Origin of the sequence: Mycoplasma sp. 480 (genome assembly GCF_051353065.1) — a bacterium.
Classification (GTDB): Bacteria; Bacillota_I; Bacilli_A; order Mycoplasmatales; family Metamycoplasmataceae; genus Mesomycoplasma_A.
The window spans coordinates 675,995-700,757 of the sequence record NZ_CP195722.1 but is presented as its reverse complement, the minus strand read 5'-3'; the positions used below and the strand labels follow the sequence as shown (position 1 = coordinate 700,757).

The 24,763-nt window shown below is 26.8% G+C and carries 12 protein-coding genes; 7 read left to right on the top strand and 5 right to left on the bottom strand.

What is annotated here, in order from left to right:
• The first annotated feature begins 70 nt into the window (after positions 1–70).
• The gene (locus ACR34G_RS02925; protein ID WP_436358467.1) at positions 71–1,564 is read left to right on the top strand and encodes a hypothetical protein; all 1,494 of its coding nucleotides are present in this window, start codon (positions 71–73) and stop codon (positions 1,562–1,564) included.
• Between the two features lie 195 nt (positions 1,565–1,759).
• Here the strand turns inward: ACR34G_RS02925 and ACR34G_RS02920 are convergent, their stop codons facing one another.
• Positions 1,760–2,062 (bottom strand): N-6 DNA methylase, encoded by a 303-nt coding sequence (locus ACR34G_RS02920; RefSeq protein WP_436358466.1) that lies wholly within the window; start codon positions 2,060–2,062, stop codon positions 1,760–1,762.
• Positions 2,063–2,481: 419 nt separating this feature from the next.
• On the opposite strand from ACR34G_RS02920, the gene ACR34G_RS02915 reads away from it, so the two are divergent.
• The 4 genes from ACR34G_RS02915 to ACR34G_RS02900 all read left to right on the top strand — a co-directional run bounded on the left by ACR34G_RS02915 (position 2,482) and on the right by ACR34G_RS02900 (position 6,540).
• Positions 2,482–3,639, top strand: a complete 1,158-nt coding sequence (locus ACR34G_RS02915; RefSeq protein ID WP_436358465.1) for a hypothetical protein — start codon at positions 2,482–2,484, stop codon at positions 3,637–3,639.
• Positions 3,640–3,821: 182 nt separating this feature from the next.
• Positions 3,822–4,025, top strand: coding sequence for a transposase (locus ACR34G_RS02910; RefSeq protein WP_436359220.1), 204 nt, complete (start codon positions 3,822–3,824; stop codon positions 4,023–4,025).
• Between the two features lie 23 nt (positions 4,026–4,048).
• Positions 4,049–4,696, top strand: a complete 648-nt coding sequence (locus ACR34G_RS02905; RefSeq protein ID WP_436358464.1) for an IS256 family transposase — start codon at positions 4,049–4,051, stop codon at positions 4,694–4,696.
• A 194-nt stretch (positions 4,697–4,890) separates the two neighbouring features.
• Positions 4,891–6,540, top strand: coding sequence for an IS1634 family transposase (locus tag ACR34G_RS02900; RefSeq protein WP_436358463.1), 1,650 nt, complete (start codon positions 4,891–4,893; stop codon positions 6,538–6,540).
• A gap of 316 nt (positions 6,541–6,856) precedes the next feature.
• Here ACR34G_RS02900 and ACR34G_RS02895 read toward each other — a convergent pair whose 3' ends face one another.
• From ACR34G_RS02895 to nadE, 4 genes are all read right to left on the bottom strand, one after another.
• On the bottom strand, positions 6,857–7,915 hold the full coding sequence (locus tag ACR34G_RS02895) for an Eco57I restriction-modification methylase domain-containing protein (protein WP_436358462.1): 1,059 nt from the start codon (positions 7,913–7,915) through the stop codon (positions 6,857–6,859).
• Complete coding sequence (locus ACR34G_RS02890; protein ID WP_436358461.1) at positions 7,908–8,420, bottom strand: hypothetical protein; 513 nt, start codon at positions 8,418–8,420, stop codon at positions 7,908–7,910. The genes ACR34G_RS02895 and ACR34G_RS02890 overlap by 8 nt, the downstream gene beginning before the upstream one ends.
• Positions 8,398–8,535 (bottom strand): hypothetical protein, encoded by a 138-nt coding sequence (locus ACR34G_RS02885; protein ID WP_436358460.1) that lies wholly within the window; start codon positions 8,533–8,535, stop codon positions 8,398–8,400. Before ACR34G_RS02885 ends, ACR34G_RS02890 begins: the two co-directional genes overlap by 23 nt.
• 83 nt (positions 8,536–8,618) lie before the next feature.
• A complete protein-coding gene (nadE, locus tag ACR34G_RS02880; protein ID WP_436358459.1) occupies positions 8,619–9,347 on the bottom strand; it encodes an NAD(+) synthase in 729 nt (242 codons plus the stop codon).
• Positions 9,348–9,598: 251 nt separating this feature from the next.
• Between nadE and ACR34G_RS02875 the strand changes: the two genes are divergently transcribed.
• Both ACR34G_RS02875 and ACR34G_RS02870 read left to right on the top strand, forming a co-directional pair.
• The gene (locus tag ACR34G_RS02875; protein ID WP_436358458.1) at positions 9,599–19,360 is read left to right on the top strand and encodes a hypothetical protein; all 9,762 of its coding nucleotides are present in this window, start codon (positions 9,599–9,601) and stop codon (positions 19,358–19,360) included.
• A 184-nt stretch (positions 19,361–19,544) separates the two neighbouring features.
• Positions 19,545–24,749, top strand: a complete 5,205-nt coding sequence (locus ACR34G_RS02870) for a lipoprotein 17-related variable surface protein (RefSeq protein ID WP_436358457.1) — start codon at positions 19,545–19,547, stop codon at positions 24,747–24,749.
• The last annotated feature ends 14 nt before the right edge of the window (positions 24,750–24,763 follow it).

The window sequence follows — 24,763 nt, the reverse complement described above, 5'->3', positions numbered from 1 at the left end:
AATAATAATAATAATTGAATATTTACTAAAGGAGAATAGGGATGAAAAGTACAGAAATTGAAATAACAAAGTGACAAAAAAGAGAGCAAAAGAACTAACTTTTATTAGAAATAACATAGAAAAAACCAATAAAGAATTATCTAATTTGTTAAATATCTCAGTCAAAACTGTCACAAGACATAGAAAATTAATTAAACAAAATGCTGGTAAATCAATTTATGTAAAACATAAAAATGCCAGAAATAATCATTCTAAAAAATATAAAGATGATATTTTTAATCAATTTATTACTAAATATAATGATGAATTAAGAAATATAATAAACAAAAGAGCGATAACTCTTAGAATACCACTTAAATATTTCTATGAAGATGAAATGCAAAATATGAAAGAAAAACCTTCTTATTCTACTGTAATAAGAAGAACAAACCAACAATGTTTAATGACTCCTTATACAAAAAAGAAAACTAAAGCAGACATTAAAAAAAGAATTAGTGGAATTGAAAGCGGAAAAATAAAAGTAAAAATTTCCGACCATATTTTTGCAATTGCTAAAGAAAATGAATTAAGAGATCAAAATAATAACAGAAGAATTATAAGCAAAAATGCTTTAGAATTCGGTGAAATCGTTGAAATTGACGCTTGTTATGAATATTTTATTAAATCACTTGACCAAAAGATTTTTATTTATCACGCAATTGATGCAAGTTCAGGAAAACTTCTTGCTTTTTATGCTGATACACAAGAAACAAACAAAGGTTATATGAAATTACTTGAAATGCTTTTTGAAAAATATGGTTTTCCAAAACTAATTATTACTGATAAAAGAACAACATTTTTCAACTATATAAATCCTGAAACCAATATGGTTCAAGAGTTGAAAAATAGGGGTATACAGGTGTTTTCGAGCAGCATTGCTACTCATAAACCTAATGTAGAAAGATCATTTAAAAGTTCTCAACAATTTTATCCTTTATATTTTTTCAAAAAAAAATTTAAATCCATAGAAGATTTAAATTCAAATCACAATGATATTATAAACTCTTATAACGAGAATTTCAAGAAAAAAGTGACAAAAAATAATGTTTTTACAAAAGCACAGCCAGAACAATTAAGAATTTATCTCCCTATAAAAAGAAAATTCACAGCAAATTGTTTTAGAATCGATAAAAAATATTACACATTAGATAAAAATACTTTTGAAAAAACATTCGGAATTCCTAATACGGAATTTGTTGCTGTTTTAGATAGTGATTTAAATATAAAAATCAGAATTGGAAATGAAATATGAACAACAAGAGAGATAAATGAAGAATTTAGTAGAGAGAACAAAAAGGAATATGATTTTGAACTTTTAGAAAAGAAAGAAATTGAAAAAATAATAAAAGATACTAAAACTCGCGGACAAAGTTTTTATAAAATGATTGACAAAAAAATTTCAACTAATAAAGATAAATTTGATAACCAAGAATTTGAATTATTACAAAAATTTATAACCATAAACGAAAAAATTTTAAACAAAATGGAACAGTGGTACGACAATGATTCCAAAGACACAAGATAAGACGACGAAGTCGGCGTAATCTTGTTTGTGCCTTTTGCTCTTTTTGGCGAAAAAGAGTGCCCCCCTTAATTGCAATTAAGGGGCGGGGGGGTTAAAAAAACTCAGCCCTTTGAGGCTGAATTCATCAAAAAATTAATGTTAAATTTAATTTTTGATATCATTATTTTAATTGAAATAATTATTATTTTCATATCGCTAAAAAAAGGACATTTTGATTAATAATTTACATATTATAACATCACTTTTAAAGTTGGTGTTAAAATATGAATCAATGATGACTTCTTTATGACTTATAGTACTATCTTTTTCAATTGCAATAATTTCCGAATTGCTGTATTTTTCCTTTAATTTATAATAAAAATTACCTGTTCCAGATGAAGGTTCTAAAATACGTTTTGGATTTTGTATAGATATTAATTTAATCATTTTTTCAACAATAAATTCTGGAGTAAAAACTTGACCTAAATTCTTTTTATTTAATTGTATTATATTATTCATTTTCATCACCTTTTTTTGTAAAGTATTTATTAAAATCATTTAATATATTTGCTCTTTTTTCTATACTTTCTCTTAGGTAATGTAAAATAAATTGTCTCACTTTATTCTATAAATTCTCTTTCTTTTTTTCCTAACTTTAATTCTACAAAAAAAGCAAGGATTTGGCAAAAAGTCGTTAAATTCGAAGAATTTACATATATCAAAGTGAATTAATTTAAATTACTCATTATCATTAATGCTAAAAATTAATTTTTCACCTTTTGTGTCAGCAAAAGCAACAACCATTTTTAATCAATTAATTGCTTCATTTTCTTTTAGCATTACTTTTTTTGACAAAAACTTGTTTCACCATTCTATTTTGATTAATAATTTATATAATTTTTTAATCATAAAAATTAAAAAATATATAATTGAATAGTATGAAAAAAAACATAAAAAAATTTTTAACTTTTGAAGAACAAGTTGCAAAATTAAAAAATGATAAGAAAATGAAAATAGAAGATGAAAATGAAGCAACAGATTATTTAAAGAGTAATAATTATATTCAATTTATTACTCCTTATAAAATAGCATTTGCAAGGAAAATTGAAAATTTTGATTTAACCAAAATTAAGGAAAAATGAAATAATTATAAAAAAGAAAATATTTTTACTTTAAAGGATTTATTTATTGATGAAAATAGATTAAAACACTTATATTATAATGATTATTCATTCAAATTATTAAAAAAAATAAATGAAAATCATAAAAATCTAGCAATTAAACTATTTTATAAAATTTTAGAAATAGAAGCTAAAATGAAGACACAAATTGCTTATTATATTGCTAAAAATATACATTTAAATTCAAATAATAATTATAATAGTAATTGATTTGATTTTTTAAAAGAAAATGCTCCAAAAACAGAATTTGAATACAGATTTGAAAATAACAAATTTCATAGTAAGAAAATAATATTTAAATATAATAATGAAAAGTTTTTTTATTCTGTTAACAAAAATAAAAAAACTTTAGTAAAAGAAATAAAAAATTTATCTTTATTGTTCAAGGATTTTAACTTGAATGATGATAATGAACAAAGAAAAATTACAAAATTTTTAAATCAAAGAAAAAAAAGAATAGAAGAATATAATTTTTTAATTTCCAGCATTGAAAAAAAATTTTTAAAATTTAATTTTATTTGGAAGGATATAGAAAAGTTTGAATTTGGATTATTAAATAATTTATTATTTTTTTTGTTTGGAATTAGTAAAGATAATAAACTATTTGATTCTATTTTTCCAAGTAAATTAGGTTTTGATGAAATTAGTAATTTTTTATATTTTACAAGAAAATTAAGAAACCACATTGCTCATCAAGGAAATTTACAATATTTTTATTTGAAATATATAGAAAAAGAATGTTTTTTAAATATAAAAGAAATCAATAAAATTGTCTTTTATAATAAAATAAATTATTTAAAAAAAGTTAATAATTTTAATTATTTCCCTTATAGATTTGATATTTTTTTAAAAAACAGAAAATATAGTTTAAATTATTTTTTTATAGAACAATTAGAAAAAATTCTAAATTTCTAGAAAAATATGGTAGAATATATTTGTATATGGCCTAACTCACCAGGTGTGAGAAGTTTAGAGGTATGAATTCCTTTAAACAAAAAACTGCTTTTAAAAGCAGTTTTTATTTTTTATTTCTTTTTAACTAATTTAAATTTTTAATATATTTAATAATTCCGCTAATTTTATTTAAATAACAGCAAATAATTAATTTATATGCTAAAGGAATTTCCACTAGAGATATCTCAAAAACCTTGAATGAATTATACGGAATCGAAGTAGAACCAAGTTTTATTAGTAGAGTAACCGATAAAATAATGTCACAAATTATAGAGTGACAAAATGGACCATTAGATAAAACTTATGGTATGGTTTTTATTGATGGAATACGTTTTAAAGTTAAATAAGATAATAGATTAGTTGAAAATTTGTGTATATTGTTATGGGTTATTCTCTGGATGAATACAAAGATGTTTTAGGGTTCTGAATAGGAGAATCAGAAAGTGCAAAATACTGAATGCAAGTCTTAAATGACATAAAATTATGGGGAGTTGAAGAAATTTATTTAATTTCCAGTGATAATTTAACAGGAATTTCAAACGCTATAAAAGCAGTTTTTTCAAAAACTCAAATTCAAAAATGTATAGTTCATCAAATTAAAAATTCTGTGAAATTTGTCAACTATAAAGACATTAAAGAATTTACTTCAGATATGAAAAATATTTATCAATCTAATAACATTGATGAAGCTTCTCGATTTCTTCAAATATTTGAAGACAAATGAAATAGTAAATATCATTATACTATAAAAAGTTGGAGAAATAATTTTGATGAACTTTCTACTTTCTTCAATTTTCCAAAAGAAATTAGAAAATTAATTTATACAACAAATGTAATTGAAAATCTTAATAGAAATATTAGAAAAATTTCTAAAAATAAAACTTCATTGCCTACTGAAGATTCACTTATGAAAATAGTTTATTTTGCAATTCAAAATCAGCTAGAAAAGTCAAAAACAATTACCCCGAATTGAGGGCAAATTTTAAATCAATTAAAAATAGTATTTGATGAAGAATAATTAAAAAAATCATAAATAACTTACAAAAATGAAGATTAAATTCCTAACCCGTCTTTCCCAGTTTCCCCTAAGAAATTAGAATAAAATCGGAATTTATAAATTTTTACTATATATATCTATATATATAGTAATTTTTATTAAAAAAAATAAAAAAAATAATTGCACTTAATTGCATTTTGTGGTATAATATAAGGATGGAAAAGAAAAATTTAATATTATTTAATGTTTCAGGAAACAAAAAAGGTGTAATTTATAAATATGTTGGATGAACAACGGGTTTTGGAAAAGCACCAACAAGATGATTCAGTCTTGGAAATTTAGAAAAATTACTTGAGAAAAAAGAAAATGCGGTAGAAATTCTAAAAGAAAAACTAAAATCTTTTTCTTCGCTTGATAAAAAAGAAAGAGTTCAGTCTGCGTTATTAGAAGCTTTGGAAAGTGATGAACTTGTAAGAGTAAATAAAAATGTCGGACATGAATTAATCGAAGACTTGCTTAATAAACACAACATTTTTGAGTCTTTTGAGAAAACAAGACATAAAGATATGAAGAAAATTTTCAATTTTTTAGTTGCAAAAAGGATTTATAATCCTTCAAGTATTTTTTCTTCTTTTAGTGATCAAGGTGAATTTAATAGTGATATTTCAGCATCAAAAAATAGTTTTTATAGACTTCTTGACATTGTTGAAAACAATCAAGCAAATCTTGTAAACGCACTACATCAAATGGTATTGAAAGAAACAAACAGAAATTTAAGTGAGATTTATTTTGACTCATCAACTGTTTATTTTGAATCTTTTCAAAGAACAGGTTATAGACAAACCGGTTATTCAAAAGATGGAAAGTTTAAAGAAGATCAAATTGTAATTGCCTTAGCATGCGATGGAAATGGAATTCCTTTCCATATCAAAGTTTTTAGTGGTAACACTCCAGATTCAAAATTCTTGCTTGAACTTGAGCAAATGTATAAAATTAAAAACATAACTGTAATCGCAGATCGTGGAATGAGTACGTCCGGAAATATCAGATTTTTAGAGCAAAAAGGTTATGGTTTCATCATTTCTTACAAAGCAAAAGCAAGTTCTAAAGAATTCAAAGAATATGTTTTGAATGATAAAGATTATGTTTATGTAAATGATAATTTAAAATACAAATCCACCGATTTCTTTTCCACTTTTAAAAACAAAAGGGTTACAGAAAATGTCAGAAGAAGAATTGTAACTATAAGTAAATCAAGAGCTTTAAAAGATAGAGAAGATAGACAAAATTTAATTAATAATTTCAAAAAGAAACAAAATAAAGATGGAACTGTTGATTCTTCAAAAATGCTTGGAACTAAAAAATGTAAATACTTTACTGAAATATCAAAATTAAAATTTGAATTGGATTACAAGAAAATTCAAAGAGACGAAGAATTCGATGGTGTTTATGTATATGAAACTAATTTATTAAATTTAAGTGAATCTCAAATAATTCATTTATATTCTAAACAATGACAAATTGAATCAAATTTTAGAAGTTTAAAAAGTTATTTAGCAATAAGACCAACTTATGTTTATTTAGATAGTCACATTGTAGCTCACACACTTTTGTGTTTTGCTTCATTAGTCGTTTTAAAATTATTTATTCATAAAACAAATGAATATTATTTTAAACACAGAATAAATAACCACCTTACTGAATGACAATTTATTAAAATTTTAAGTTTAGTAAGAGAAGAAATATTTATAAATAACATTACTGGAGAAGAAATAGAAAGAAAAAGAGAAAAATCAGGAAGCGATATAGATCTTTGAAATAAGTATGATGAGATCAAAAAAATTGTAATTAAATCAGATAAATAAAAACCGTTTTGCCCCATAAAACAGGCATAAACGGTTTTTTAATTCTTGAAACTAGGAAAGACGGGAAAAATAGTATTTGATGAAGAATAATTAAAAAAATCATAAATAACTTACAAAAATGAAGATTAAATTCCTAACTTTTGTTTTGTCTATTTATGATTTTTTGTCTAATTTTAATAGATTTCTGTTTTGCTATTCTCAAATCTCTTACTAAAAAAGTAAGCAAGAGAAATTTAGACAAAATATCTTACACTTCCATTAAAGTAATCAATACAATGTTGTACTTTAAATAATTATTTTTATTTCATTTTTATTATTATTTATTACTGAATATAATTGAACTTAACAGTGATTGAGAAAAATGAAATCTGCCATCTTTTTTAATTCCTGCTTTTTCTCAGTCAAAATTATTAAGTTTTTCAAGAATCTCCATAGTTTCATCAAGAGAACAAAAAGTGTAAATCGAAAGAACTGATGCATCATAATGTATAAATTTGTTCTCTTGTGTATTTTTTAAAATGTAAAAAGGTTTTTCTTTTCTTGTTAAACAATTAACAAAAATTTGAAAAGAAAAATTATGTGGACTTTTAGGAGTTGGTCTTATCCACTTTTCAGGCTCGTAAGCTATTTTTGTTGTTTTTAATGTTCTTTCAGTTTGTGAATTTATAAATTCTGTAAGTCCTGCTTTAATTTTGCTATTAAAACCAGAAGCACCGCCTACTTTTACTACTATTTTATGATTTAATTCTAAAGGCTTACCAAATATTATTTTTCCATTATTATAAAAATATTCTAACTTTTTAGGATGATTTTTAGTTTTAACTATTTTTACTATAGAAGTAGGAACTGATGCGTTTTCTCACACGTTTTCAGAAATCGGTTCTCAGTATGTTATGGAAAAATTATCATATATATGTTTTATTAATTTTTTAGCACTACTATTGGAAAATATTTTGCTTGATATAATTCAAATTAATTCTCCATTTTCTTCTAAATCAAATAAAGCTTTTTCAAGAAAAAAATAAAATAAATTAGGTTTATGATTTAGAAAGTTTGAATGCAAATTTTCTTGAATGTTTTTAAAGTCTACATAAGGAGGATTTCCTATTATAACATCACTTTTAAAGTTGGTGTTAAAATAGGAATCAATGATGGCTTCTTTATGACTTATAGTGCTGTCTTTTTCAATTGCAATAATTTCCGAATTGCTGTATTTTTCCTTTAATTTATAATAAAAATTACCTGTTCCGGATGAAGGTTCTAAAATACGTTTTGGATTTTGTATAGATATTAATTTAATCATTTTTTCAACAATAAATTCTGGAGTAAAAACTTGGCCTAAATTCTTTTTATTTAATTGTGTTATATTATTCATTTTCATCACCTTTTTTTGTAAAGTATTTGTTAAAATCATTTAATATATTTGCTCTTTTTTCTATACTTTCTCTTAGGTAATGTAAAATAAATTGTTTAGCTTCATTATAAGTTCTGTATTTTAAATTTTTATTTTTGCTTCAAATACACTGAAATGGTAAATTATTTCCATTGGAAACTAAAGTTTCTATTTGTTTTAAAGAAGTATAGAATGATTCTTTTAAATTATTTTTATCAATGATCAAAAAATAATAATCTTTATAGTTTTCTTTAATATTGTCGTGAAGTTTTTGAAAATAATCATTTCAATTTATTTGATTTGAAAAATCTGGTTTATTTCCAGTTAAGGCAAAATAAATGCCACCTTTTGAATTCAAATTATCACCAGAATTATTGTCTAGGGAGGTTATTTTTAAGTTTATAGGAACAAAATATTCAGAAGTTTCACCTTCAATAGCTAAATCATATCATTCTCTTGGTTTGCTATCTGTTAGTTTTAATTCCATCTTCGAAATTTTTTGAAAAAGAAATATTAGAAACTTTGATTTCTTCAACTATTGCAAAAATAATTGTTTCTATAATTTTTTTGTCTTTTTCTCTTTCCTTTTCTATCCTTGTCATACTCTCCCACTTAAATATTCCGTTTTTGCTTAAAATATTAAAGAAAAAAACTAATTTAGGAAAAATGCCTTGTTTTTCCTACTTTAATTGATTTCGCTGTAATGTTTTGGTTTAGGTAAAGCAACTCTTTTGTGCTCGCTAATTTTATGTTGTTTTTCTATTAGGGTTATAGTTTTTGAATCAAGTTTACTTTTGTCTTTAAAGTAAGTTTCTAAATCATTGTAAGTAAAACCTAATTCTGCTTCATCACTTTGGTTTTCTCATAAACCTGCTGTTGGTGTCTTATTAATAATACTTTCTGGAATTTCTAAATATCTTGCCATTGCTCTTACTTCACTTTTAGTGAGTTGCACAATAGGCAATAAATCAACTCCACCATCACCGTATTTAGTAAAGTAACCAAGATACATTTCAGAGAAATTATCAGTTCCTAAAACAAGATATTTATGCTCTTGTGCAAAGGAATAAAGAGTAGTCATTCTTAATCTTGGCTTAATATTAGCAAGTGCTAATTTATCATTTAAAGGTAGTGCTTCTACTAATGTTTGGTAGGTTTCTTTTAAAGAAATAGTTTCGGTTTTTAAAGAAAATTTTTTCACAAGAGCAGCAATGTCTTCTTGATCATTTTGCATACTATTGATCGGCATTATGATTCCTAAACTATTATCTGGAAAAGCTCTTTTAGCAAGTGTTGCTACAAGAGCAGAATCAATGCCACCTGAGATACCAACAACAACACCTTTCATGTTTGCTTTTGCAACTTCATCTTGCAATCATTTAACTAAATAATCTGTATATTTTTGAACATTCATAGTGCAAAAATTTTAGCACATTAAACTTTTAAAATTAAAATAAAAATCAGTTTTTTAGCAAAAAAACACTTTTAGTGTGCTCTTTTGCTTATTTTATGATTTTTTTGGCAAAATGTGGTAAAATTTTGTTATTTATTAATGTAATAAATATTAGATTATTATTTTTATAATAATTTAATAGAAATCTTACCATAAATTTTTGGTAAGAAAAATTAGTAAAAAAATTGAAATAAATCTAAAAAGGACAAGTTATGGAAGATAAAAAAAATAAAAAATTTACTAAAAAATTAGCGGCTATAATTGCCTTAGCTTTTGGTGGAGCGGTTATAGGTTCTGGTATATTGGCTCCTTTTTTCATTTTTAAAAATTGAAAAGAAATCCAATATGATGTTATTGATATAGAACAAAACTTTTCAAAAACAACAGATACTAGTGTTGCTTTTGATTTTGCTTTTAGTGATGAACAAACTTATAGACTGAATGGAACACCTATTAAAGTTTCCATCTTAGATGCAAACAAAAATGTTGTGCAATCTGGAGATGCAAGATATGTTGAGAGTTTAAGAAAATGAAGTTTTGATTCAACTGGATTTGAAAACAAACTGTTAGCTGGTAGAAAATATGAAATCTCTTTTGAAACTGATTCAAAAAGCATTACAAAAGAGAAAAAGAAATTTAATGTTTTAAACGAAAACAAAAAAACAGTTGTAACTAAAGCCAACGTTTCTCAATTTGAAACAAGTAGTTTAAACTCTAGAGAACAACAAGTTACTGTTAAATTTGCTGATGAAATTAAATCTCTAGATGGTAAGAAAGCGATTTTAAAATACCACTACACAACAGTGTCACAAGGAAACGCTCCTGACAATCCAAGTGATATTAAAAACGACGAAACAAGAATTTCTTTTGACCAAGCTGTTGAAATTAAAGACGGAAAAGCACAATTTGTTATCAAGGGATTACAACCAGCAAGAAAATATGTAATTGAATATGTAGCAATCGTTGATGAAAACGAATACAACGGGATTGTTTCACAAAGAGAAATTGCCGTTCCTTATGACGTTGAAGCAAAATCAACATTTGAAACTAAACCAGTTAAACTAGAAGTAAATAACGTTCAAACAATCAAAATGGGAACAAATACTGGACAAATTTCAGTAGGTTTTCTAAAATCTAATGACGAACCAGAAATTTCATTAGTTGGTAAAAGCACAAAATTAAAATACAAAATCAAAGGTACAAGTGAAATAAAAGAAATTAGTTCTACAGTTATTGGTAATTCATCTATTTTTGACTTTAATGCCAAAGATGCAGCATCAACTTTACAAGAAGGAACAGAATACGAAATTGTTTCTATTGAAGCAGCAGACTCATCAGTTGAATTTAAAGATACTTTAAGTGCACCAGACTCTAAAGCATTATTCTTTAGTACTCAAGAAGCAGTAAGTGCTATTACTTTTGGACCAAGAGAACCAAAACAAAAAACATTCACAATTGACATTATTTCCCAAGAAAATAAAGGAAATTTAGATGGTGCATCTATTGAAGTTTCATTAGAACCATTTAATGATAAAGCAATTCAAAAACAAGTTTTAACTAAAAAAGAAGGTACAGCAGATGTTTATACCGCTACTTTTACTGCTACCGATTTACTACAAGGAATAACATATAAAATTGCTAAAGTAAAAATTACACCAAAAAACAACCCAGAAGATTCATTCAATTTACCTTTTAATAATGCTATTGATCAAGATGAAAACTTAAGATCATTTACAACAGTTGTTGGACAAGCAGATTTACACATTCAAGGATTTGCAAAAGCAGGACACAACTCTGCTACTGTTAATTTAGTTTATGATCCAGAAAACAACTTTTTAAGTGGAAAAACCCTTATTTTAACTTACAAAAAAATTAATCCTGCAAGCGAGCAAGAATACACTGTTGAAGCTGTTGCTAATGCTTTAAAAGCGACTTTTGAACTTGGAGGAAACTCAACTGTTATTAATAAAAATACAGATGACGCTTTGGCAACACCTGCACCAGCAGCAGAACCATTAGATGCAGGTACAACTTATAAATTACTATCTGTAAGATTAAAAGATACAACAGATATTGAAACTGTTTTAAAAGCAGATGATGAAAGACAAAAAGAATTTACTACAAACTCAAGAATTAGAAGAATTGAATCATTAAATATTACTGACACTAGTGCAACTATTAAAGTAACTTTTGCTGATGCTATTAAAACTATTACCACAACCGAAGCAGAAGATGGTACTAAATCACCTTCACATAGAAAAGCAAAATTAATTTACCAAGTAAACAACTCTAAAGAAGGACAAGAAACTTTACAATCTTCACCTAAATCAACTGAATTAGTTGATATTACTGAAGATGGTGCAACCTTTAATATAACTGGTTTATTAAAAGGTGTAGAATACCAAATTACAGGAATTCAATTTGATATTGAACTACCAACTTTCTATGGAAGTGAAGTAAGTTCAAGAGCAGACAACAGCTTTACTACAACCGCAAAACAATTTGATGTACAAAACATCCGTTTTGAAAACGAAAGTGAAACCAGTGCAGATATCCTACTTTCCTTTGATTTAAACTCTGACATTATTTTAATTAATAAAAAAGTAGATGTTTACTTTAAAGAAGCAGATGATGCAAATGCTACAGAGCAAAAAGTAACAACAACTATTGACGAATTAGGAGTTGCTAATGCTCATGCAACTAATTTAGCTGAAGGTAAAAAATACATAGTAACTAAATTATTACCACACATTGAACCAGAAGCGGGAAACGAAGCATTACAAGAAGCAGACTACCGTTTTGTTATCCCTTCTACTTTAGATTCTAAAAAAACTTTCTATACTAAACCAGCAGTTTCTTTAATTACCAGAACCAACTTAACTGAAAATTCTGCAACTTTTGACTTAAGCTTTGTTAATGCAGATCCTGCATACTTAAAAGCTCAAGGTAAAATTAAAGTGGCATACACTAATGCAGATGGAGTTTCTGCCTTTGTAGAACAAGATTTAACACTAGAACAATTCAACTCTAAAAAGGTAATTGTAACTTTAAATAACTTAGAAAAAGTTACAAGTTACACATTAGATAAAATTTCAATTAACGGAATTGAAGTACCAAGAGTAACTTCTTTTGATCAAGAAACTAATAAATTTACAACACCTTCTACAACATCAAAAGTAATTTCCTTAAATCAAATTACTAATGGTGATAATGATGTAACTTTTGAATTAGCATTCGATAATGTTATTGACAAATTTATGGATACTAAAGAAGTAAATGTTACATTAACTAAAGACAACTCTACCCAAACAGTTGTTGCAAGAGGGACAGTACAAAGTGGAATTTTAAGAATTCACGCAGAAACATTAGAAGCAGGAACTAAATACAACATTACTAACTTTGCATTAGCAGACGCTTCTAGCGAGCCAATTAGCATTGCTTTTGCTGATTCTGTGCAAGTAGATAAAAGATTTGTTTATACAAGACCACTTGTTAATTCATTTAATTTCAACGATGTAGCAGAAAGAACTGCTACTGTAGTAGTACACTTTGCTGATTCACAAAATAACTACAATGGTAAAAATGTAATTTTTTCTATTTTAAATAAAACAACTAATGCTGTTAGTGAAATTAATTCAACAACTTTAAGTTCAGGACAAACAATAGAAAATAACCAAATTTCTATTGCTTTAAGCAATTTAGATAAATTTACAGAATATGAAGTTGTAGGAGTTAAAGTTAATGTTTTAAACTCTAACTTTGAAGACATTACAATTAAAACAGGAATTGCTAAAACCTTTAATACAACTGCAACTAATGTTGCTGTTTCCAGAATTACTGTTGAAGATGTAACTAAAAAATCTGCAACTGTTTCTTATGTATTTGATAACATTGATGCTTACTTAAATGAAAGACAAGTAACTTTACATTACACCGTGCAAGACGGAAGTGAACAAACTGCTACTGCAACTGTTAAAAACACTCTTGGAACCATTCACGCTGATTTTGAATTAACTAATTTAGAAGAAGGTTCACAATACAATGCAAGCAGAATCACAATTGATAATATTGCTAATATTACTAACGATTCTACTACTTTCTACACTTTAGGAGTAGTGCAAAATGTTGTAGCAACAACAGTGCACCAACAAGATGCAACTATTACTGTTACATTTAAAAATGCTGATACTAATAAAACCTTTAATAATAAACAAGCATTGATTAAATTTGCTTCAGCAGCAAATGGAACATTAAAAACCGCTACTGCAACTGTTACAAACAACAGTGCAACATTTACATTAAACTCTTTAGATAAAAACACTAAATACATCTTACAAGATGTTTCATTAGAAGAATCTGCAAATGATTACAGAATTATTGAATTAGATAAATCATTTACAACTGAAAATCAAACTGAGAGAATTAGAGACTTTACTACAAGTGCAACAAGTGCAACTGTAATTAGTATTATTGAAGATGCAAATAGTAAAACTAAATCTTCAACAAGTGTTACATTCCAATTTGATAGAGTTGTTGATGCTTTCCTTGCAGACAAAAGTGCAACTTTAACTTACATTAATAAAAAAGATGGAAGCACTAACCAAACATCAAGTGCAACTACAGTTAACTCTGCAACTAACTCCTTAACCTTTAACTTAGACAACTTAGAAGAAGGAGCAGGATTTAGTGTTGTTTCTATTAACATCGATGGTGTAAGCGTTGACTTTAAAACTAATGTTAATAAAGACTTTTCAACCTTACCAGTTGTAAGTGCTATTACTTCTACTGTTCCTACAACAAATGACAGTGATACACAAATAGGATTAACTTTAACTTTTGGTGATGGATTACATTCACTAAATGGTAAAAGAGCAAATGTTTCTATTAGTAGTGCAACTAATGGTTCACAAACCCTTTACACTTCTGATGCAACCATTACTAATAACTCTGTTTCCTTTAACTTAACTAACTTAGATAAAAATAATCAATTTGTTATTGATGAAGTAATAGTAGATGGAACTACTATTGAATTTAATAGTACAATAAATGATTCAAACAATGCTTCTAGAAGATTTAAAACTACTGCTAAACAAGCAAGAACAACTAGTTTACAAACTATTGAAGCATCTAAAGATTCAGTATTATTATCACTTAACTTTGATATTAACAAAGATTGATATTTAGTTAATAAACAAGCAAAACTTAAATTCACAAAAGGAAGTGAAGAGTTTGAAACTACTGCAGCAACAATTAATGATGAAGGTTCATTAATCATTAATGTTAATGCTCAAACATTAATAAATAGTAAAATCTTATCTTCAGGAACAGGTTATACTCTAACTGAAGTAATCATTAGTGAAAATAATGATACTAATACAACTATTAGTTTAGAAGATCTCAGTGATAAAATCTTTAGTACTTTATCAACCATTAATGCAATTAGTGCTATTACAACTACTGAAAATTCAGCATCATTCACAATGACTTTACAAACTCAAGATACTTCTCTTGTAAACAAAAGAGCATTTGTGCACATTGTAAACAACTCCACAAATGCAATTACTACAGTAGAGTCAACTGCAAACTTTAACGATCAACACCAAGTTACATTCAATGTAACTGGATTACCTAAAAATGATACATACACCATTTTAGGATTAAGTATTGGTTCTTCAACTGCTCAAATTCTTGAATACGAAACCACAGTTCAAGAAAGTGCTAAAACCTTTAGAACACAACCAACAACTGCAACTGTTACAGGTATTAGTTATAAATGACTTGATGCTAATAAATCAAAAGCACAAGTAACACTAAGTTTTGACTCTGACGTTGACTCCTTTATGAACGGTAAAGCACTTAAACTAAAATACTACAAAGTACAACCAGATAACGGAGTACACGTTCGCGATGATGCTATTACCGTAGCAAAACAAGATGGTCAAGACATTATTGTTCGTGGTTCTACAATCAAATTCATCCTCCAAGGAAGAATTGATGCTAACGGAAATCAAATTAATAATACTTCAAGTTATAGTTCTAATATTCAAACTGCTACAGGTGATGGAACTGAACCAAGATCAGCAGCATTTAAAGGACTTATACAAGGGGCAAAATATAGAATTGAAAGTTTACAGACAGTAGATACAAATGAAAATATAACAATTAGTTTTGCTAATAATTTAACACCAGAAATGAAAGATCTATTAACACCAGATGGGGTTATTGGATATAATGTCGGTTTAAGTGCAGCAGAAGGTAATGTTGTGGAAGAAAATGGTGCTAGAGTAACTGTTAAAGCATCTGTAAGTAGTTTAAAAGATTTAGTTGCTATTAATGCTGCAAATCCTGGAAATAGATTACAAAATATTCCCGGTGCTATTAAATTAAAAATTTATAACATAGCAACAGGTAAATATGAAGAAATGGGAGTTAATAAAGTAGTATTCAGAGATTACAACACTTTCTGAATAGAATTTCAAGGATTACTTTCCAAAGAATCTAGATATCAAATCGTAAGTATTCTTATTGATGGAGTTCCTACAGTTAACTCACCAACTGGATACAATTTAGCTGATGGTTCAAGATTTAATAGTAATAGTGATTATGCTACTGTTACAAATATTGAATATGGTGAAAAAACTACAACAAGTGCAAAAATGTCTATAAGTTTTGCTAAAGCAGATGAAAACTTATTAAGAAATAGAAAAAGAATTACTGTATCTTACAGAAAAAGAGGGACAAACGATACACCTACAACAATTCAAGGACAAATCGATGCTAATACAAAAAAATTAGAATTAAATATTACAGGATTAGAACCAGGTGCTGAATATGAAATCACTGCTGTACGTATTGAAGAAGTAAGTATAAGTATAAGTAATCAACCATTCCCAGCATTTACTTTAACTGAAAATCAATATAAACCAAATGTTGTTAGAACATTTAGTACAACTCCTGTAATTGATTTAATAACAAAAGGAACTATTGATCAAACAACTGCTGTTGTTACAATAAGATTGAAAGGTGATGTTTCTGATATAGCAGATAATTCTGCAGGAACAATTGTTCTTTCAAAAGGAGCACCAGATTCTACTGATTTTAGTGCTTATAATACAGCTCAAAATGTTTTCTTTGATAAAACAAATAAAACTATTAGATTTGATTTAAGTAATTTAGATAAAGACACTCAATACAATGTTAGAAGTTTAACTATAGGTGATAATATATACAGTTGAGATAATAACATTACTGTAGAAAACAGACAATTTAGTACTTCAGGAACTACTGCTACAATTACTAATATTGCATATTCTAATATAATAAATACAGAAGCAAGAATTACTGCAACTATTGCAACTATTGATAGTTACGTAAATACAAGGAACTTGAAAGTAGTTTATCAAGAATTAGATGATTCTAATAACCTTGTAGGTCAACCACTTTTATCATCTGATGTAATTATTGAAAACAACAACGCTGTATTTAATTTAAGTAATTTAAAAAATGGTAAAAAATATAGAGTAATTCGTTTTGAAAATACAGTACCTTCAAGTGATTCAGCTCACCAAAGTGTAGGATTTAACATAGATAATGGAGTAAATACAGAATTTGCTTCTTATGTAGGTATTAAAACAGTTGCAAACACAACGCAAGAAGAAAGTGCTACATTAACTGTAACCTTAAAAGATTATGAACCAACAAGAGTAATAGGAAAACTTGCTATTTTAAGACTTCAAGGTATTGATCAAGATATTTATGCAACAGTTGATAGTAATCAAGTAGCAACTTTTGTAATTAGAAATTTAGCTAAAGAAACAACATATACAATTGACACTATAAAAATAGATAATAATACTTTAAATTATTATGAAAGTGTAACAGAACAAAATAAACAATTTACTACATTAGGTAATACTGCAACTATTACTTCTATTAGTAATGCTAATAACACAACAAATAGAGTTGATGTCACTTTAACTTTTGCAGCTAAAGATAAATACTTAAATAATAAACAAGTAAAACTATATTATAAAGAAGCAGAAGATACAACTTCAGCAACCGCTAAAACTAATGCAACAGCTGCAACCGTTACTTTAAATGGACAAATTGCTACTGTAACATTTGCTTTAGATTCTAATGACGTGCAATCAGGTAAAAAATATGAAATATTAGGACTAAAATCACAACCAGATGAAAACGCTATAACCTTTAGTATTTCTAATTCAATTAATATTTCAGCACACGAAACCAAATTCTTTGAAACCAAAATAGCACGTCCTGTTATTACTGGAGCACAAATAACTTCAACTGATAACCCAGAAGGTAAAAATAACACCTTCTTATCACATGTTAGTGTAACTTTTAGTGATCCTAACGATGCTTTAAATACAAACTTAATTAACTCATGAAACTTCCAACTTAAAAATAGTAAATCTGGATCAGAACAAATTGTAAGTGATTTACAATTCATTAATCGTTCTTATACAAGAGATAACTCAACTAATACCACAACTTTAACTTTTGATATTAAAGGAGATATCCTTAAATGAGTAGGAAGAGTTAATAAGTTAGAGATAGACTTTAGCTACTTTGATAACTTAGAGAAAACTCATTCAATTTCAGGAACCTTTATTAATGAAAAAACCATTAATAATACAACAAGTACTATCGACTTAGAAACTCAAGAAAGATATGTAACTACATCTCTTTCTGGTGTTGTTACAACTGGTTATGATATTGAATTCAATCTTAAAGTTTACGATCCAAAACAAACCTTAACTAACTTTGGTTCAGCAACTGGAGCATATAATTATGCTCCTAGTGATAATAGAAGAGAATTTTTATCACCAAATGGACTCACAAATGAACAACCTACAACAACAGGTAATGCTTTAAGTTTTATCTTAAGAGCTAAACAATCCTTTATTAACTTTACAGGACAAGCATGAGCAGGATTAAGTAGAAATAATTTCTATTATAATTCTGGATTAGAACAAGATAGATCAACAACCGAAGAACAAAATCAATGATGAGCAATTGCAAGTTATGGAACTACAAGACCTGCAGGACTTAATACTCCTTATCCTGATGGTGATTTACCAAATAGAAACTATTTAAATAACAATAATTTACCACCATTAGACAAATGAAAATTTAGAGCAGAAGGTAGAGATTGAACTAACGTTACAAAAGCATTTAAGAAAGAAATTTTATGAATTAATCGTGAAACTACTGGTGAAAATGCTGATATGGTTGATATAAAAATTAGAATAACAGCAGGTGGAACAAGAAATGAAGCATCTCGTGATTATTTAATTGCTAAAATATTCAACTTTGATTTAAATGACTTTAAAATTCAAAATGAAAAAACACTGTTTGCTTCTAAATCATCTACTGTTTGAGAAAATTATCAAAGTCCTTTATTAACTGGTTCTGGAACAAGTTTCATAGGAACCGCTGATGGAAGTTCTAATTTCTGAGATTTAAATTTTGGACCTACAATATTTAACTCTAACACCGGAGTTTATGACAAAGGAAAAATTTCTTTAAATAGAGTTGAATACAATGAAAATACAGGGAAATTAAAAGCAATTATTGATTTACCAAATACAACCCCACCTACTGGTGGATTAAATACAGATACAAATAATGGTAAAGGATTTATTGCTTATGCTTTATTTGTTAATTCAAAAGGTGATGAATATGTATTTGGAGATAAAAATGGTCAAGGATTAGACTTTTTAAGAAATATTACTTATAGACCTAGTGCAGATGGAACAAATCAATATGACACTGCAGAAATTGAATTTGATCTTAAAAATACAACAATTCCACTTTCTCAATTACCAGAAGAAAATGAAACACTTAGATTTGTAAATGTTATTTTCTCAAGAAATGGTTATGGAACTTTCTTATACCCAATGAACTGAACAGAAGTAGATAATTCATACAAAGAAATTCAATTCAAAAGATAATTTTAATAAATACATTCTAGCTTTAGGATGTATTTTTCTGTTTTATCAAGACATTAAAATAAGAAAATTTTTCTATTTTTTAGTGCATTTTTGCCCATAAAAATTATAAAAATTTGTTTTTTTGCTAAAAATGATATAATTATTATATTTATAAATATAATAGAGTCAAAAGAAGGGAATTCTAATGAGTAAAAAAGTGAAAATAATTTTATCTGCAATTGCAACTACTGCAGTAGCAGCAGGAACTACAGCGGTTGCTGGATATTATTTTTTCAAAAAAAACGATACACCTACTTCCATTCAACCAACTGAAGCAACTTCAAATAACCAAACAAATTTAGATAAAGAACCAAAAGTTAATGAAAATGGTTCTATTCAAAAAAAGAAAAAAGAAGAAATTGAAACTAAAACAGAAACAAATGTAAAACCTAAAGAAGTAGAAACAGAAAAATCAGTATCACCTTCAAAAGAAAATCCACCCACCACTGTTGAAAATAAAAAAGAAGAACCAATAGTTGAATCAGGAGATCAAGAATTTGAAAATGCTCCGCAATTAGAAGTTAATATTGATAACTCCACTTTAAGATTTAGTGAAATTCATAAAGAAAACTTTTCAATTAACAACTCAAATAATAATTTAAGTTATTCAGTAGAAAGTTTTAGACTAAATGACGATCAAAGATCAATCTCTGTTGTTGTTAAAATAATAAAAGCAGATAAAAGTAAAACTTACACCATTGATAATTTTACTGACTTCAAAACTGAAGAGCAATATTACATTGAATTATTGAATTCTAAAACAGAAGCATTACAAGTGCATCTTATTGCAGGTAATGAAAATAAAAAAGCAAATGAATATACCATCAATAATTTTGAACTAAATAACCAAGATAATAATTTTACTTATGAATTAACTTCACTTTCAACAGTGCAATCAAATCAAGAAACAGGAATAAGAACTACTGTTGTTAGTGGAACTATTTCTAAAGATAATCATTCTCAAAGTTTTAACAAAACAGTTACTTGAAACTTTGAAACAGATAGAGAAGTATTAGCAAGGGTAATAAAAAACAAACAAGTTTATCAAGCAGAAATTGATAAGATTCTAAATAAAAAACTAATCCCTGCTGAAATATCTTTAAGTTCAGAAAAGATTCAATATTATGATTCAAAAGAAGATGTGTATTTTATCTTTAATAGAGCAGAAGAATTAAATGATTTTGAAGGAACTGCAAGATTACAATTTGAAGTAAGAAAAAATGATTCTGCTGCTTCATTATCATTAACATTTAATGGATTTAATAAAATTGTTGCTGAAGATAAAGATTACAATAATACTCATAGATCTGCTACTTGAAATATTAATGCACCAGAATCAGATAGTACAAGTTATAAAAAAGAATATGTATTTACAAGAGTTGGTCTTGGTGGTAAAATAGGGCGAAACTATTGATATGTTAATTCAGATAAATCAAAAGATATTGTTTTTGAAATTACTAAGAAAAACAATAAACCAATTTATGTTTATAATTTAGAATTAATCTTTATGCATTATGGTGGATATTATAATGACAATGATTTCTATCATATTGAATATAAAACTACACCAGATGGACAATGACAAAAAGCAGATATGTCAACAAATGTTAAGTGAGATCAAGTACATAATGCTATTCCACATATTCATAACAAAATTGATATCAAAAAAGATGTTGTAGCAATTAGAGTTGTATTTGAAAAAGGAAAACAACCAACATATTACACACATATTTCAAGTTTAATGCCTTATATTAAACAATATCAATATGAACAAGAAAATATAACTAATACAGATGATAATATCTCAACAACAAATCAAGAAAATCCACCTGTTACAACTAATAGTGATTCAGAACCTGCTGTAAATCAACCAGTAACTCCAGTGCAAGAAGAACCAACAGTAGAACAACCAACTACTTTAAATGATAATGAACAACCTTCTGTTTCAAGCGAACCTTCTTCAAATGATTCTTCTAAAGTTGTAAATACTGATGATTCAATTCAAGAACCTACAACAACTTCAAGCACTGATTCAAATGATAAAACAGACACAACTACCGTTTCACAACCAACAGAAAATGAACCTGCTACAGTTACAGAAAACCCTTCAAATAATTCCGATAATACAACAACAGATAATGAACCAGTTTCAAATAATTCATCAGAACCTGTTGAACCAGCAGTATCAACATCAAACGAAGAACAACCTGTTGTATCAGAACCAAATGGAAACACTGCAAGTGAACCAACTACAGAAGAACCAACAGTTAGCGAGCCAGTTGATGAAGAATTTGAAAATGCTCCGCACTTAGATGTAAGTATAAATAACTCTACTTTAAGATTTAGTAAAATTCAAAAAGAAAACTTTTCAATTAATAATACAAATAATAATTTAAGTTATTCAGTAGAAAGTTTTAGTTTAAATGAAGATCAAAGATCAATTTCTATTGTTGTTAAAATAATAAAAGCAGATAAAAGTAAAACTTACACCATTGATAATTTTACTGACTTCAAAACTGAAGAGCAATATTACATTGAATTATTGAATTCTAAAACAGAAGCATTACAAGTGCATCTTATTGCAGGTAATGAAAATAAAAAAGCAAATGAATATACCATCAATAATTTTGAACTAAATAACCAAGATAATAATTTTACTTATGAATTAACTTCACTTTCAACAGTGCAATCAAATCAAGAAACAGGAATAAGAACTACTGTTGTTAGTGGAACTATTTCTAAAGATAATCATTCTCAAAGTTTTAACAAAACAGTTACTTGAAACTTTGAAACAGATAGAGAAGTATTAGCAAGGGTAATAAAAAACAAACAAGTTTATCAAGCAGAAATTGATAAGATTCTAAATAAAAAACTAATCCCTGCTGAAATATCTTTAAGTTCAGAAAAGATTCAATATTATGATTCAAAAGAAGATGTGTATTTTATCTTTAATAGAGCAGAAGAATTAAATGATTTTGAAGGAACTGCAAGATTACAATTTGAAGTAAGAAAAAATGATTCTGCTGCTTCATTATCATTAACATTTAATGGATTTAATAAAATTGTTGCTGAAGATAAAGATTACAATAATACTCATAGATCTGCTACTTGAAATATTAATGCACCAGAATCAGATAGTACAAGTTATAAAAAAGAATATGTATTTACAAGAGTTGGTCTTGGTGGTAAAATAGGGCGAAACTATTGATATGTTAATTCAGATAAATCAAAAGATATTGTTTTTGAAATTACTAAGAAAAACAATAAACCAATTTATGTTTATAATTTAGAATTAATCTTTATGCATTATGGTGGATATTATAATGACAATGATTTCTATCATATTGAATATAAAACTACACCAGATGGACAATGACAAAAAGCAGATATGTCAACAAATGTTAAGTGAGATCAAGTACATAATGCTATTCCACATATTCATAACAAAATTGATATCAAAAAAGATGTTGTAGCAATTAGAGTTGTATTTGAAAAAGGAAAACAACCAACATATTACACACATATTTCAAGTTTAATGCCTTATATTAAACAATATCAATATGAACAAGAAAATATAACTAATACAGATGATAATATCTCAACAACAAATCAAGAAAATCCACCTGTTACAACTAATAGTGATTCAGAACCTGCTGTAAATCAACCAGTAACTCCAGTGCAAGAAGAACCAACAGTAGAACAACCAACTACTTTAAATGATAATGAACAACCTTCTGTTTCAAGCGAACCTTCTTCAAATGATTCTTCTAAAGTTGTAAATACTGATGATTCAATTCAAGAACCTACAACAACTTCAAGCACTGATTCAAATGATAAAACAGACACAACTACCGTTTCACAACCAACAGAAAATGAACCTGCTACAGTTACAGAAAACCCTTCAAATAATTCCGATAATACAACAACAGATAATGAACCAGTTTCAAATAATTCATCAGAACCTGTTGAACCAGCAGTATCAACATCAAACGAAGAACAACCTGTTGTATCAGAACCAAATGGAAACACTGCAAGTGAACCAACTACAGAAGAACCAACAGTTAGCGAGCCAGTTGATGAAGAATTTGAAAATGCTCCGCACTTAGATGTAAGTATAAATAACTCTACTTTAAGATTTAGTAAAATTCAAAAAGAAAACTTTTCAATTAATAATACAAATAATAATTTAAGTTATTCAGTAGAAAGTTTTAGTTTAAATGAAGATCAAAGATCAATTTCTATTGTTGTTAAAATAACAAAAGAAGATAAAAGTAAAACTTACACCATTAATAATTTCACTAACTTCAAAACTGAAGAGCAATATTATGATGAATTATTAACAGAAAAAGTTCAAAATTTAGCTTTAGTAATTAAACCTGAATCTAAAAACAAAAAACTTAATGAATATGCAATTGAAGATTTTGCTGTTAATATTCCTGATAGTCAATATCAATATAATCTAAGTTCATTTAGTGCAGTAAGTGAGAATCAAGAAACAGGAATTAGAACTACAACTATTAGTGGAACTATTTCAAAAGATAATCACTCTAAACCTTTTGCAACAGAATTAAGTTGAAGTTTTGAAACCGATAAACAAATTGTTGCAAGAGTTATTGCTAATAAGCAAAAATATCAAGCAGAAATTGATAAGTTATTTAACAAAAACTTAATTCCAAGTGAAATTCAATTAAATCCACAAGTATTGCAATATCACGATCAAAAAGATGACGTGCAATTTACTGTTGTAAATAAGGCACAATCATTAAAAGATTTTGAAGGAAGTGCAACACTACAATTTAGAGTAACTAAAAATAATGCATCTGATACTGTTTCATTAACATTTAACGGATTTAATAAAATTGTTGCTGAAGATAAAGATTATAATAATAGACATAGATCAGCTACTTGAAATATTAGTGCACCACAACCTAGTTCAAGTTGAAAAAAAGAATATGTATTTATTCCAGTTGGATCTTGAGGGTATCTTGGTAAAAACTATTGATACACAAATGCAAATCCAAAACAAGATATTCATTTTGAAATCACTAAGAAAAACAATCAACCAATTTATGTTTATAACTTAGAATTAATCTTTATTAGAGATGGTTCTTACTATAAAGATCAAACATTCTATCATATAGAATATAAAACAGCAAATAATAACAATTGACAAAGAGCAAATATGAATACAATTGTTAAGAAAAACCAATGACACCACGGTGTTCAACACGTTCATAATACAATAGACATTAAAAAAGAAGTAACAGCAATTAGAGTTGTATTTGAAAAAGGAAAACAACCTAAATATGTGCATATTTCAAGTTTAATGCCTTATGTTAAAGAAAGATAATATAAAAGGAAGTA